The following is a 14,502-nucleotide window of genomic DNA, read 5'->3' on the forward strand; positions in this document are numbered from 1 at the left end:
GTCCCGGGGTCGAGCCGGGACACGGCACGGCGGGCCCGTACGCCTGCCGCCCCCATGGTCCCGCGGGGGCGGGTCGTCAGGTGCGCGCGGCGGATTCGCGAGGGTTCGCGGTCATGGCCCGGTAGTGGTCGGCCAGACGGGACCGGGGCACCTCGGAGTCGTACACCGCCACCTTGCCGATCGCGCCCTTGAAGAACGACTCGGTGTCGGCGGTGCCGATGCGCATCGGGGCGTCGGTGTTGCTCGGGGTGATGTCGTAGTCGTCGAGGGAGTCCTGGTCGCGGAGCACCCCGTCCTTGTAGACCTTCACATAGCCGGTGGGGTAAGCGGCGCTCTTCTCACGGGTGTTGACGACCAGGGCGAAGTGGATCCATTCGCCGGGCCGGACCTTGTCCTCGAAGTAGGACCCCGCTCCGAGTCCGCCGTCGCGGTTGAAGACGTATCCGCTGATGCGGTTGGCGCGGACCTCGGTGTTGTCGCGCGAGTACATGCGGGCCAGCCACTCGCTGCCGCCGCCCTTGTCCGCGACCTTGCCGAGCCAGTTGACGTAGCCGGTGCCGGCGGTCCTGGCGAAGGTCAGCGTATCGGGACGCAGCCACGCCTCCACGGTGAGTTCACCGGTCGCGGTGACGGAGAGCCGGTCGCCGTCCGGGACCTCCACGTACTGGGAGATGCCGTCGAACACGGTGGCGCGGTCACCGTCGGGCAGGGTGGTGACGCCGGGCGCGTGGTGCAGGGTGACCCCGGTGACGCCCACCGATCGCTTCTGCGGGCCCCCCGCGCCGAGCGGCAGATAGAGCGAGGGCGAGTCGGCCCTGACCTCCGCGTCGTACGACCCGGACGCACGGGCGGAGCCGTGCGGGCCGCCGCAGGCCGTCTGGGTGATCGCGCACCCGGCGACGAGCCCGGCCGCGAGGCAGGCCATGCGTCGTCTTCGCGTCATGACCGGAGCGTCCGGTGCTCGACACGGGAATGCCCCAACGATGTTTCCCGCAGGGGGAGTCGGCAGTTCGACACTGCCGGGATGCCACAAGTCATGGATATGTCCCGCTTGTTCGCAGTCACAGCCGGCCCGGGGCGTCGGGCACGGTGGTTCGCGGTGGTGAAGTCCACTCGCCGATCCGGCGCTCCGGTTGCCGTTCGTCCGCACAGCGCCTCGCTCACGGAGCAGCAACCCCGTGGCCTCTTCATTGTTCCACGCGGCGGGCTCGGCACCGAGGGCACAAAGTCCATGGCGCACCCGCCGAGCCACCGGAATTGTTTCCCCTCACCCACGCGTGACGTGCGTCACTTTCCCGCCCACTCCAAACTGACTGCCATGTCACACCGGGCCTCGCGCACGGAGACCCTCCCGGCGGATCGAAGCGAGAAGAAATCCCTGGTCAGAGGGTAGGTAATGGCTTCGTAAAGGCCTGCGTTATCACATATTTTCGCTTTTCCAGCGTTTGACCAAAATGTGGGCAATTGGGACGGTTGTAGTGCCCAAGGAGATGGTGCGAGGCGGGCTCGAAGCCCCTCGCGACGGGCCCTGTGTGCGCGCCGGTAGGTGTGCATCCCCGAGAGCAACCACTGGAGCGACCACCATGCTGACGAACACCCTGCCTGCCCCCCAAGGACTCCACCTCGGCGTCGCTTTCGACGCTCTCAGCGGCCAAGTCGCCCTGGACTCCCGGGACGTGGGCGCCGTGGCGGTCGTAGGTCTCGGTTACGTCGGTCTGCCCACCGCCCTCGGTCTGCTGGCCGCGGGCACCGAGGTGATCGGCCTCGACGCGAGCCCTGAGCGGCTGGAGGCCATCCGCGGCGGTGACGTCGACCTGCTGCCCAGCGACCTGGAGCGGCTGTCTCGGTTCAACGGCGACCCGCTGTTCACCCTCACCGACGACCCCTCGGCCCTCGCCCGCGCCCGCACCGTGCTGGTGTGCGTACCGACACCGGTGGACCGGCATCTCGCCCCCGATCTGCGGGCGCTGACCGCCGCCGCGGCCACCGTCGTCGAGCACGCCGTCCCCGGCCAGTTGCTGATGCTCACCTCCACCACCTATGTCGGCACCACCCGCGACCTGCTGACCGAGCCGCTGACCGAACGCGGCTTCACCGTCGGCGAGGACATCTTCGTGGCCTTCTCCCCGGAGCGCATCGACCCGGGCAACTCCGACCACACCCAGGACACCACCCCCCGTGTGGTCGGCGGCGCCGGCCGGCAGACCATCGACCGGGCCATCTCGGTGCTCACCCGCACCGCCTCCTCGGTGTACGTGCTGCCCTCGCCCGAGGCCGCCGAGATGACCAAGCTGTGGGAGAACACCTTCCGCGCGGTCAACATCGCGCTCGCCAACGAGTTCGCCGACAACTGCCGTGTCCTCGGCCTGGACCCGATCCCCGTGATCGAGGCCGCCTCGACCAAGCCGTTCGGCTTCATGCCCTTCTACCCCGGCCCCGGCGTCGGCGGGCACTGCATCCCCTGCGACCCGCACTACCTGCTGTGGCAGCTGCGCGCCGAACGCAGCACCTCCCCGCTGGTCGAGGCCGCCATGAACGCCATCGCCGGCCGGCCGCGCCAGGTGGTGCGCCGGGTGCGCGAGGCACTGGGTGAGCGCGGCAAGCCGCTCACCGGTGCCCGGATCCTGATCGTCGGCATGGCGTACAAGCCGGGCGTCGAGGACCTGCGGGAATCGCCCGCGCTGGAGATCTTCGACGAACTGGTCCACGAGGGCGCCCAGGTCCGGTTCACCGACTCGATGGTGCGCGCCGCGCGCGTGACCGGTGGCATCCAGGAGAGCGTGATCGCGCCCGAGGACCACGAGTGGGACCTGGTGCTGGTGCACACCGTGCACCCGAACGCCGACCTGAGCTGGCTGAGCGACCGGGACGACGTCCTGGACGCGACCTACCGGCTGGACTCCGTCACCGCCCGGGAGACCCTGTGAGCGACCTCCCTGCGCCGGGCACCGCGGACGCGGCCCGCCCGGCACCCGGGGCGGTACTCCCCCGGGCGCCGGTGGGCGTGCCGGGTCAGGCGGCTCCGGCCGACTCCGACGACAGGACAGCCGGCCACGCGGAGGCGGCCTCCACGGAGGCCATCGCCTCGTGCGGGCTGATCCTCCCCGACCCGCGCCCCAGGGCGACCGTGCCGCTGCCGCGGGTCCGCTCGTCCGCCGTCGTGGGCAGGCCGCCCGGCCGGCTGACCCGCTGGACGAACGGCATGCAGACCGACGTGCGGTTCGCGGTGCGCCGGGTGCTGGCGATGTTCTGCCTGCTGCCGCTGGGCCTGGTCCTGGCCCGCGAGCTTCCCCTCGTACCGGAGAAGCCGCTGGTCATCGGCTACGGCATCACGGTGCTCGTCGGCACCATCGCCATGCTGCAGATCGCGTACAGCCGTTACGACGACCCGTCGGTCCGTACGCTCCGCAGACGCCCCAAGGACCTCGACTCCTTCCCGTCGCTGCCCGCCGTGCCGAAGGTGTCCTTCCTGCTCGCGGTCAAGGACGAGGTGGACTACATCGAGGGCTGCGTCCGCTCCATGGCCGCCAGTGACTACCCGGAACTGGAGATCATCGTGATCGACGATCTCTCCGAGGACGGGACACGCGAGATCCTCGACGGTCTGGCGCAGGAGCTCGGCATCACCCTGCTCAAGCTGGAGAAGAACCTCGGCAAGAAGCACGCCCTGGTCCGGGGGGCGAGCATCGCGACCGGCGATGTGCTGGCGTTCACGGACTCCGACTGCGTCCTGGCACCCGACGCCCTGCGCAAGTGCGTCCAGGCCCTGGTCGACCACCCCGAACTCGGCGCGGTCAGCGGCCACTGCCGGGCGCTGAACGTGGACGAGACGCTCTTCACCCGGGCGCAGGACGTCTGGTACGAGGGACAGTTCCGGGTCGCCAAGGCCGCCGAATCCGTCTTCGGATCGGTCACCTGCGTCTCCGGTCCGCTCGCGGTCTTCCGCCGGGACGCGGTGTACAACTACTTCCCGGCCTGGGCCGGCGACCGCTTCCTCGGCGCCCCGTTCCGGTTCGCCACCGACCGCCAGCTCACCGGGTACGTCCTCGGACAGCTCTGGGTCGGCAAGAAGCTGAAGAAGCAGTACGCCGACTCCCCGTTCGTCACGGCCGAGGACTATCCCGAGCGCAAGTGGCGCATCGGCTATGTCCAGTCGGCCCAGGTGTGGACCAACGTCCCCGAGCACTTCCGGCCGTTCATGAAGCAGCAGATCCGCTGGAAGAAGAGCTTCATCCGCAACACCTGCTTCACCGGCACCTTCATGTGGCGGCGCGGTATCGGCCCGTCCTGTCTGTACTACGGGCACGTGCTGTGGGTGATGGCCGCCCCCCTGATGGCCGTGCGCCACATGATCTGGTCCCCGATCCAGGGCGGGATCTTCGTGAGCGTGCTGTATCTGTGCGGTGTGGTGCTCAAGGGCAGCATCTGGGGCCTGGCATTCAAGATCGACAACCCGGGTGACCCCCACTGGCGCTACCGGCCGCTGATGAGTCTGCTGTCGGCGCTGCTCCTGTCCTGGCTCCTTCCCTACTCCCTCGCGACCATCCGTCGCGGTGTCTGGTCGAGGACTCGATGATGAAGGCATTCCTCCGGCGCAAGGGGGTCCGGGTGATCACCGATGTGGTCGCCGTCGTGGTGATCAGCTGCATCTATCTGATCGTCCTGTCCCGAGGGAACGTGCTCGGATGGCTCTGAAACGCGAACAACGCGAACCTCACGTCGTCGTGCACGACCACGGGCGGGGTCCCGAGCCCTGTTTCCGCAGTGACTACGCCGACAAGTCGGGCCACGACCACAGCCGTGGCCGCGGTCTCGGCTGGGGCCGCGGCTGGACGCAGTGGCCCGTGCGGGTCCTGCTCGGCGCGCTCACGCTCTCCGTGGTGCTGGCGTCGGGCGCGGCGGGCCTGGAGCGCTATCTGAGCCGGAAGTACATGTCTCCGCAGGCGCCGTTGACCCGGGCGTCCATCACCTCCGCGGACAAGGTCGACTGGACGAGGCAGGGTCTCGGCCTGCCGGACCACGCGCCGCCGGTGGTGCTGACCTTCCACGACGTCAACAAGAAGAGCACGAGCCCCTACGCGCTCACCCCGCGGGCGTTCGACGCCCAGCTGACCGCGCTGGAGAAGGCCGGTTACCGCACCCTGAGCGCGCAGCAGTTCACCAACTACATGAACGGCGGCCCGACGCCCAGGCGTTCGGTGCTGCTGACCTTCGACGACGGCACCGACGGTCTGTGGAAGTACGCCGACCGCATCCTCGCCAAGCACCGGATGCGCGGCACGATCTTCCTGATCACCGGGTCGATGGACAAGCACCGCCCCTACTACCTGACCTGGCGCGAGATCGAGCGGATGCACGGGTCGGGCCGCTGGGACTTCCAGAGCCACACCCGTGCCATGCACAGCGTCCGGCAGGTCGACGCCACGGGCAACACCGGCGCGCCGCTGATCAACCGGCTGTGGCTGGCGGACAAGGGGCGGCGCGAGACCCAGGCCGAGTACCGCGCCCGCGTGCTCCACGACCTCGCCGGCTCCGTCGAGGACATCGTCAACCACGGCATGCCGACCCCGACGATGTTCGCCGTCCCCTTCTCCGACGGACCCGGCCAGCAGGACGCCGACTCGACGGACTCCCAGGCCAGGCATCTGCTCAAGGAGCTCTTCCCGCTGGTGATGACGGACCATTCCGGTGTTCCGCTCACCGCCAGCCGGCGGTCCGCGTCGACGGGCCTCGTGCAGCGCGTCGAGGTCTTCGCCAAGACCACTCCGGACGAGATGCTGGCCGCCGTCGGAGAGCGGGTCCAGGTCCCGGCCGACGCGCACACGCCGCTGTCCGAGACGGAGAACTGGGGTGGACGCCAGACCCGTACGAGCTTCGGCGTCTTCCTGGGCAAGGTACCGAAGTCCGCGCAGATCCCCCGCTACGCCAAGGCCGACTACCGGCCGGACAGCAGCGTCGACTGGACGGACTACAGCGTCACCACGACCATCGGCGCGCTCGGCAACGGCACCAACCAGGCCGCGCTGGGTGTCAGGACCAACAGCAAGGAACCGATGACCGTGGTCGTCACCCGCAACCGGGCGATCCTGCTGGCCAACGGCTACAAGGTGGCCTCGCAGCCGCTGGACCCGAAGTCCGACCACACCATCACGGTGAAGGTCGGACAGGACACCACCACGGCCTACGTCGACGGTCACGTGCGGCTGACCCATGTGTCGGACCAGCCCGCCGATCAACTGACGGGCGGCGTCACCATCCGGTCCGGCATCAACAGGACCGGCAACGAGTGGCCCGTCTTCAAGGCGCTCGACATCTCGCCGCTCGACAGGACGCCCGGGCGAGGATGAGGCGACGAGGAGCGGCCGGGTCCGCCACGAGCGACCCGGCCGCGAAGGGTCCGGCGAGGGGCGGCCGGGTCCGTCGTCGCCGGCCGTTCAGGTGCCGGCGTTGATCTGGGCATCGGTCACCGCGCCGTCGCTCACGTTCCACTTGTCCAGGACCTTTCCGTACGAGCCGTCCCGGATGGCGGCGTCCAGCGCCGCCTGGATGGCGTCCCGCAGGGCGGAGTTGGAGCTCAGCACCGCGATCCCGTACGGACCGGGGTCGATCGGGTCGCCGACGACCTCGAAGTCCTTGCCGCCGCCCGAGGTCTTCGCCGCGTACGCGACCGCGGGGTAGTCGGCGACGTCGGCCACCACGGCGCCGCTCTTGAGGCGGGCCTGCGCCTCGTCATGGGTGTCGTAGGCCTCGATGTCGATCGGGTCGTCGCACTTCTGGGACTGGAGCAGGTCGTAGGCGGTGCTGCCGCTCTGCACGGAGACCTTCTTGCCGCAGAGGTCGCCCAGCGACTTGATGCCCTCCGGATTCCCCTTCTTCACCAGGATCGACGCCCCGGAGGTGAAGTAGTCGACGAAGTCGATGTCCTCGCCGATCTTCTCCCCGGTGGAAGGGTCGAGGCCCTCCTGACGCTCCTTCGTGTCGCTCATCGCGGACATCACGACGTCGTAGTGCTTGGCCCGCAGGCCCGTGAGCAGGGTGTCGAGGGCGCCGTTCCCGAACTGGAACCTCACCCCGAGTTCCCGGCCCAGCATCTCGGCGAGGTCCGGGTCGACGCCGACCGGCTTGCCGTTGCGGACGAACTCCATCGGCGGGTAGAGCATGTCCGAGCCGACCTTGATGACGCCGGCCTTCTTCACCGACTCCGGCAGATCGTCGTGCAACGGCGGCTTGTCCGTGCCCGAGGCGGACGGCGAAGGGTCCTTGGACGTCCGGTCGCTGCATCCGGCGAGGGCCAGGAGGGCGGCGCAGGACAAGGCTCCCAGCGCCGCCCGGTGTTTCGCCACGGTGAGGCCGCGGCGGGCGGATGCGGTCACGGGCGTTTCCGCCGGAGGGCGAGCGGAGCGACGGCGCCGTCCCGCGCGCGGGCGTTCGGTGATCGCGATCCCGCGCACGATCGGCGTTCCGCCATCCGGACAGCTCCTCTCAGATGCCCCTAAGGTCACAGGGGCAAGGTACCCCTATATGTGATCTTTGTCCGATATTGAGAGTTGCGTCGACCGAGACGTCAGCGCGCCGGGTGCCTCCGGCGGGTCGGCCTCACCTCGCCCCGGACCGCGGTTCCGGGGTCAGTCTCCGCTTCCGATCATCGACATCAGCAGGCGATGGGTCTCGCCGTCCGCGGCCACCACGAGTCCGCGGCCGGACCGCCCGATCGGGGCGCCGTCGATCCCTGTGACGACGCAGCCGGCGGCCTCGCAGAGCGCGATGCCGGCGGCGAAGTGCACACTCCCGGACAGGTCGCCGCCGTCCGTGACGTACGCGGCCCGTCTGCCCGCGGCGACCCAGGCAAGGGCCAGGGTGGTCGACAGGACCCGGGGGCGGAAGTGTTCCCCGAAGTCGGGCCGGGCGAGCAGGTCAACCGCCCGGAAGCCGGGCGCGCCCGGGAACGGCGGGTCCAGATTGACGTCCACGAGCCGGGTGGCAGACGTGGGCACCAGCGGCGAGTCGGAGCCGTCCCGCCGGACCCAGGCCCTCTCGCCGTCGGTGACGAAGACCTCGCCTGCGAAAGGGTCGGCCACCGCCGCGGCGCCACCGCGCAGCGCCACGTTGACGGCGACCAGCATGCCTCCGGCCGCGTAGTTCAGCGTGCCGCACAGGGGATCGACCAGCCACTGCCGCACCGCGTCCGGCGCGCCCAGCCGCCCGCTCTCCTCTCCGACCACGGAGTCGTCGGGCCGCGCGGAGCGAAGAACGCCGAGGATCGTCCTCTCGGCCTCGACGTCGGCCGCGGTGGCGAAGTCACCACCGCCCTTGTCGATGCGCGTCAGACGCCCGCCGTACATGGCCCGCACCACGTCCGCCCCGGCCAGGGCGGCGGCCGCCGCGACCTCGGCGTCGTCGAGTCCCGCTGATGAGTTGGTCATCCACGGACCCTATCGACGGCGCGGGAAGGCACGCCCGGGCGTGCCGGCACGGCGGCGGTCACGGCTCCGCGCCCGCGGCACCGCGCCCGCGCTCCGGCTCACCGGGCACGGCCCGCTCCCCCGCCGCGAGCCCCGACTCCGGTGCGGCGCCCGGGATCTGTGGGTGCCGGGGGCCGATTGTCAGTGGCCGCCGATAGCGTTCGCTGCATGGTCGCACTCGGCCCGGGCGTACTGACCTGGGTGAACTGTGCTCTCATCATGTGTTCTTGACGCGAAAGGCTGTGGCTCGTGGGGTGGCTGGCGGCGGGTGACGGGTATGAAGTCGCCCTGGTGGAAGGACGGGTGGCCGTGCGTGCCACCTCGGGCCGGGCGGCGGGACGGCAGCTGAAATCGCTTCCGCGCGCGCTCAGGGACCACCCCGAGGTGGACCGGCTGCGGCGGTTCGCCGAGTGGCTCGACCGGCACGCCGCGGCGTGCGTGGCGCAGGCCGACGCGTGGATGGTCTCCTCGCTGCCCGTACCCACCGGCCTGCTGGCCCGGGTGTGGCCCGACGAGGCCTGGCAGTCCGCGCTGCGCGATCTGGTCGTGGTCGGCGAGGACCCGGACGACGTGGGTTTCCTGCGCGGTGCCACCGACGCGGGCGAACTGCGGCTGGTGAACCTGGACGGCGAGACCGTCCGGATCGCCCCGCGCACGGTCACCCTGCCGCATCCGGTGCTGCTCCCCGACCTCGACGACCTGCGCGACTTCGCCGCCGAACTGGGCATGGAACAGGGCGTCGAGCAGATCCACCGGGCGATATGGCGGCGGCCCGCGGACGTGCGCGCCAGGTCCACCGAGGTGAGGGAGTTCGCCGGGGGCTCGTTCCGCTCCCGGTTCGCGCTCGCGGCACGCGCCAGTTCCCTCGGCTACGGGGTGTCGGGCGGTTACGCCACCGCCCGGATGCGGGACGGCGTGCGGACCGTCGAGGCCTCGGTGTGGATCGGGGAGCCGTACTGGGACGGCCAGGTCGAGACCGGGGCGCTGACCTGGCAGGACCAGGACGGGCGCGCGCTGCCGCTGGGCGAGGTGGGACCGGTCGCCTGGTCGGAGGGGATGCGGATGGCCGCGGCTCTGTACGCGGGCCGCGACATCGAGGAGGGCAAGAACGCATGAGCGGGGGGACGCGGGTGTCGTACGAGGAACTGCTGGCGGCGGGCGCGGTGCTGCCGCCGGACGCGGAGGGGGCCGGCGAGCCGGGCGTGCCGCTGACGGCGCGGACGTACCGTCACCCGGGCCTGGACGACCGGGTGGTGGTGCGGCTCGTCGCGGGCGAGCTGGGGGCGGCCGAGGACCTGGCCGCCGGATTCCTCGGCCTGGAGCCGGACGCCGAGCCCGTCGTGGTCGGGATCGGTACCCGCCGGTCGCTGGGCTTTCCCGAGTGGGTGCTGGTGCACCATCCCGAGGACGGCCACCACGCCCTGCGGGTCGTGCCCGACCTGGAGCGGGCGGGGCGGCAGGTCAAGTCCCGCCCGAAGGCCGCGCTGGACTCCTTCGTGGCACTCGGCGACCGCTTGGCGGCCTCCGTGCCGCACTTCCTTCCGACGTTCTACGAGCAGGCCGGACGCGTGTTCCTGGCGGAGGAGAACGCCACCTACGCGTCCCAGCTGTTCACCCGTGCCCGCAGGGCCGAGGCCGAGCACGGTCTGACGGTGCAGGAGGAGCGGCTGGACGCCGTGTTCCTGGAGTTCGCCCTGGCCGGGGCGCTCCCCGTCAAGGTGCTGTCCTCCTACGCCCGGGAGCTGGCCGCGCGGGTGCCCGCCGAGGACGCGCTGCGGCGCTTCACCCGGCTGTGCCTGCGCCGCACGGCGGGCGGGCTGCCGCCGTCGGTGCAGATGGCGAACGACCTGCGCAGGCTGGCCCGGGCCGCGGGCCGCGACGCCGCACTCACCGAGCAGGAGTACGTCCGCGAACTCCTCGCCCTCCCGGCGACGCTGCGTGCGGCGGCCGGCTGGTGGAAGGGCCACCGCACGGCCCTGGTGGCGCTCGCCACGCGCGAACCCGGTGTGCGGGGCGCCCTGCTCGACCTGATGCCCGCCGCCGGCGACGGCGACCTCCCGGCGATGTGGCTCGAACTGCTGGAGACCTCGGGCGCCGCGGCGGGGCTGTGGGACGACTCCCTGCCCGAGGAGCAGCGGCCGCAGGACGGAACCGCGGGCTGGCTCGAACGGTTCCTGTCCTTCTGGCAGCGGGCCAGGTCATGGCGTGACCCCAGCCGCATGGCCGAGCTGCATCCGCTGGTCGAGCGGGCCGCGGACCGGTTGCGGGCCGAACTCACGGCGTCCGGTGGCGCGTTGAAGGCCGGACACGACCTCGACCTGATCGACCTGCTGCTGTCGCTGGACATTCCGGTGGCGGCTCCGGGCAAGGGCGACGCGCTGCTGGTGTCGCACTGGGCCCTGGGCGAGGGGCGCCGCGACCTGGTGTCGCTGGCCGCCGACAGCCGTTTCCACGGTGCCTTCCGGCGGGGCGCGGACCGGTTCGGCGAGGACGGTCAGTCGCTGCGGGCGATCGCGCTGCTTGCCGCGTCGCCCGGCGGCCGTCCGCTGCTCACGGACTGGGTGCTCGGGGTCGTACGACGGTTCACCGCCGTGGGTCTGCCGCAGCTGCCCGAGGCGCTCAGCCGGCTGAAGTGGCTGCCCGCCGAGGCGCTCGCGCTCGCCGAGGACGAGGTCCGCGCCGCCGCGGGCACCGACCTGGCACCGCTGCTGGCCCGCACCCTGCGGGCCGGGCTCTTCGACGAACTCGGCTGGCCCGCCTGGGAGGACGCGGTCGCCTCGCTGGTCCCGAAGACGGACGTCGAGGACGTGGTCGTCGCCGACGCCTGGCCCGGTCTCATCGTGGCCGGGGCGTCCCAGGCGCGGGTGATCGGAGCCGAGGGCACGCTCCTCACCCACGACCTGCGCATCCCGTCCAACAGCCACTGGGGCGATCCCGGCTTCCATCATGTGGACGGCGAACTGCTCGTCTACTGGAACGACCGCACCGAAGGCCTGCGCGGCTACTGGCACACCCGGCCCGACCGGACGCTGTCCCTGGAGGGCGCGAGGAACACCCGCGGCACCCGGATGGACTGGTACCAGGGGAACGGTCCGATCACCCTGCCCCTGACCGGCGGCGGCCGCACCACCGGCGGTGGCGTCCTGCACGCCGGGGACACCACCCTGCCCGAGGAGCGTCAGCTGCTGTGCGACGGCGTCTCGCACTGGGTGTGGAGCGCGGACGGCGGAGTGCGCGGCTGGTACGAGTTCGATCCGGCGACGGGTGAGCGGGGGCGGATGAGCATGCCCGCGTTCCTCGCGGACGCGCTGCGGGACGCCCCGGAGGGCAGCACGTTCGGCGGTGGCCGGCTTTACCCCTCGCCGGTCGCCGCTCAGGGGCCCGCCGCCGCGCCCGTGGACGGTGTGGTCGGTCTGCGCCTCGTGCAGCTGCCCGACGGCTCCGTGCGCGCCCAGGACCTGGCCGGACACACCGTCACCCTGCCCGCCGACGCCGGGCGTCCCTCGACGCTCGTGGTCTTCCCGGGCGCCGACCGGGCCTCGGCCGTCGTCCGCGAGAGCTGGCGCCTCGCCGTCGTGGACGCGGACGGTGTCACCACCTCCGTGGCCAAGACCGACCGCGCACCGGGAGCGTTCGGCGAGGGCTCCCTGCTGCTGCCTCCGGTTCAGTACTGGGAGTTCCTGACGGCCCGCGACCCCGAGGGCTCCGCCTCGCTGCGCCGCGTCGACCGCGACACGGCCGCGGCCCTGCTGTCCGCCGCCGGTCGCGAGGACAAGGAGGCACTGCCGGAGGCGATCCGTTCCCTGCTCCCGGTCACCCACACCGCGCTGATCGCGGGGATCGCCGGTGTCGCACGGCACGCGGCCGGACAGCAGGCCGTCCTGGACGCGGTGGCCGCCCGGCTGACCCGTGCCCTCGACGGAGGCCCGCAGGAGGAAGGGCCCGCCGGACCGCCGGACGAGGTGCTCGTCGAGGCGACGAACGGCCTCTGCGACGCCTCCCACTCCCGGTGGAACCGCGACAAGGAGGACGACACCGTCTTCCGTGCGCTGCGGGAGCTGAGGCGGGCTTCCCTTCTCCGCGATCCCGCCGTGGCCGAGGCACCGGCGGCACCGCTCCACCTCGACGGACGACGGATCCCCGTCGGCCGGCAGGAACTCCGGGCGCTGCTCGCCGGCCTGCCCGCCCTCGCCTTCCGGGCGGCGGCCCACACCACCTCCGACGAACACCGGAACGTCCTCAACATTCTGCTCGCCGAGTTCGACGGCCTGGGTCTGGCCTCGTCCGCCGGGACCTCGTCCTGGCGCGAGGTCGAGCTGCACCTGGGCGCGGACGTGCTGCGCACCCCGTCGGGCGAGTGGCGTGAGGGCAGGTGGAACGGAGTGCTGTCCCTGGGCGCGGGCTCCTTCATCGCCGTGCTGGCATGCGTCTCACGGGGTGACGACGGCTGCGTCTTCACCGGCCTGTTCCACGATCCGGCCGGACGCTTCGAGGCGCCCGAGCCGTACACGCTCCGGGCCTCCGCCCCGCTGAACGAGAACATCCCCGCGGACCTGCTGGGCTCCTTCCTCAGGGAGCTCTCCGCACGCGGCCCCGCACCCTGGTTCCCGCAGGCCGCCGAGGAGTTCGCGCGCCTGACCGGCGTCACCGACACCATGGCCCGGCTGATCGTGGCCGGGATGCCGCACGTCATCCACGACCGCTCCTACCTGACCGCGGAGACCTGCGCGGCCATCGGGGTCAAGCCCGGTCCCGCGGGCATCGCCAAGGAGGAGCTGCGCCACCTGGGTTCGGCGATCCGTTCCGAGGTCGTGGCCGCGCTGCTGCCCGCCGACCCCGCGCGGCTGTGGACCGAGGGACCGGACTGGGCCGCCGCGGCCGAGGTCTGGAACAGCAGGCTGGGCCGACGGGCCGCCGTGCCCGAGGAGTTGCTCAGCGACGCGGTACGCGCCTTCAAGTACGGGCAGTGGAACGCCCGCGAGGCCCTGCCCGGGATCCTCGACCCGGCCCGGGAGCCCCGGCTCAGCCGTGACCACGAGTGGGTGGTCGAGGGCGACCGGGTCAGAAGCGTCGACAAGGAGGCACCCGGCTTCGCGGGACCGGTCCTGATCGGCTTCGTCGGCATCGCCGCCTGGCTCGCCCACCGCCTGCCCGTCGGTGACCCGATCCGCGCCGCGCTGCCCGCCGCGCTCGCCGCCGTGCGCGACCGGCTGTCCCACCCCGGCCTGATGCTCGACCTCAACCAGTACATCGGCCTCCGCGAGTTCCGGAAGACCGCGGGCGCGCCGACCGAGGTCGGCACGGGCTTCGAGCGCTACGGTGCCGTCGTCCTCGCCACCCACGACGACCAGCCGTCCCCCGCCCTGCGGGTGTCCCTGCTCGACAAGGCGGGCCAGGACCCGTATCTGCCCGCACTGCGCGTCGAGGGCCAGCGCCCCTACCAGGTGGAAGTGGCGCTGCGGCTGGCCCGCTCCGCCCGCTTCGAGGCCCTGCTCGCCGATCCGGGCGACCCGCGGGCGGGCGAGCGGGGCAAGGACGGCACCTGGTGGCCGCAGGACCCGACCCGTTCGGTGCCCGACCTCGTCGCGGAAGCGGCCAAGGAGTACGGCCTCGGCGAGGACGCGGCGGCGCTCTATCTGATGCTGCTCACCATGCCCGACCCCACGGACCGGATGACGGCCCGGTGGACGGGGTGGAAGCCCGCCCGTCTCAAGGCGGCCCGCGCCGAACTGGCGGCCACCGACCTGGTGGTGGAGGCCACTCGCACCCGGGCCGGACGCTCGCTGTTCCTGCCCGGCGGCTGGGTGGTGCCGAAGGCCCCGCGCGTACCGCTGGAACAGTGGAAGCGGCCCCTGTACGACGACCTGCTGTGGCGCGACGAGGCACTGCTCGCCGTGATCGTGCCGACGGAACCCGTCCCGGATCTGTACCGACGGGTCTGGCAGCTGGTCCGCGAGGGCGGCGGGCCCCGCTTCGAGGAGTTCGCGCTGCGGCAGGGCCGGCGCCGCTGACGCACTGCTGGGGCCCCTGAGACCTCCGA

At 71.9% G+C, this 14,502-nt stretch carries 8 protein-coding genes; 5 read left to right on the forward strand and 3 right to left on the reverse strand.

Annotated features, from left to right (window positions below):
* Positions 1-76: 76 nt before the first annotated feature.
* Entirely contained in the window at positions 77-943 is an 867-nt protein-coding gene (locus ACFWI4_RS31870) for a LamG domain-containing protein (protein WP_387203345.1), read from the reverse strand.
* Between the two features lie 640 nt (positions 944-1,583).
* Between ACFWI4_RS31870 and ACFWI4_RS31875 the strand changes: the two genes are divergently transcribed.
* From ACFWI4_RS31875 to ACFWI4_RS31885, 3 genes are all read left to right on the forward strand, one after another.
* Positions 1,584-2,927, forward strand: coding sequence for a nucleotide sugar dehydrogenase (locus tag ACFWI4_RS31875; protein ID WP_387203348.1), 1,344 nt, complete (start codon positions 1,584-1,586; stop codon positions 2,925-2,927).
* On the forward strand, positions 2,924-4,576 hold the full coding sequence (locus ACFWI4_RS31880) for a glycosyltransferase (RefSeq protein ID WP_387203351.1): 1,653 nt from the start codon (positions 2,924-2,926) through the stop codon (positions 4,574-4,576). The genes ACFWI4_RS31875 and ACFWI4_RS31880 overlap by 4 nt, the downstream gene beginning before the upstream one ends.
* 109 nt (positions 4,577-4,685) lie before the next feature.
* Positions 4,686-6,347, forward strand: coding sequence for a polysaccharide deacetylase family protein (locus ACFWI4_RS31885; protein ID WP_387203354.1), 1,662 nt, complete (start codon positions 4,686-4,688; stop codon positions 6,345-6,347).
* An 87-nt stretch (positions 6,348-6,434) separates the two neighbouring features.
* On the opposite strand, the gene ACFWI4_RS31890 is transcribed toward ACFWI4_RS31885, so the two are convergent.
* Positions 6,435-7,373: an ABC transporter substrate-binding protein gene (locus ACFWI4_RS31890; protein WP_387203357.1), complete on the reverse strand. Its 939-nt coding sequence runs from the start codon at positions 7,371-7,373 to the stop codon at positions 6,435-6,437.
* 252 nt (positions 7,374-7,625) lie between these two features.
* Positions 7,626-8,423, reverse strand: coding sequence for an inositol monophosphatase family protein (locus ACFWI4_RS31895; RefSeq protein ID WP_387203360.1), 798 nt, complete (start codon positions 8,421-8,423; stop codon positions 7,626-7,628).
* Between the two features lie 288 nt (positions 8,424-8,711).
* On the opposite strand from ACFWI4_RS31895, the gene ACFWI4_RS31900 reads away from it, so the two are divergent.
* A complete protein-coding gene (locus tag ACFWI4_RS31900; RefSeq protein ID WP_387203363.1) occupies positions 8,712-9,578 on the forward strand; it encodes a DUF4132 domain-containing protein in 867 nt (288 codons plus the stop codon).
* Positions 9,575-14,473: a DNA-binding protein gene (locus ACFWI4_RS31905; protein ID WP_387203366.1), complete on the forward strand. Its 4,899-nt coding sequence runs from the start codon at positions 9,575-9,577 to the stop codon at positions 14,471-14,473. The genes ACFWI4_RS31900 and ACFWI4_RS31905 overlap by 4 nt, the downstream gene beginning before the upstream one ends.
* Positions 14,474-14,502: the final 29 nt, after the last annotated feature.

Origin of the sequence: Streptomyces sp. NPDC127038 (assembly GCF_042725875.1) — a bacterium.
Taxonomy (GTDB): domain Bacteria; phylum Actinomycetota; class Actinomycetes; order Streptomycetales; family Streptomycetaceae; genus Streptomyces.

What these genes read in the sequence shown, in the direction of transcription:
- ACFWI4_RS31870 (WP_387203345.1), bottom strand. Translation starts at nt 943, where the DNA reads ATGACGCGAAGACGACGCATGGCCTGCCTCGCGGCCGGGCTCGTCGCC.
- ACFWI4_RS31875 (WP_387203348.1), top strand. Translation starts at nt 1,584, where the DNA reads ATGCTGACGAACACCCTGCCTGCCCCCCAAGGACTCCACCTCGGCGTC.
- ACFWI4_RS31885 (WP_387203354.1), top strand. Translation starts at nt 4,686, where the DNA reads ATGGCTCTGAAACGCGAACAACGCGAACCTCACGTCGTCGTGCACGAC.
- ACFWI4_RS31895 (WP_387203360.1), bottom strand. Translation starts at nt 8,423, where the DNA reads ATGACCAACTCATCAGCGGGACTCGACGACGCCGAGGTCGCGGCGGCC.
- ACFWI4_RS31905 (WP_387203366.1), top strand. Translation starts at nt 9,575, where the DNA reads ATGAGCGGGGGGACGCGGGTGTCGTACGAGGAACTGCTGGCGGCGGGC.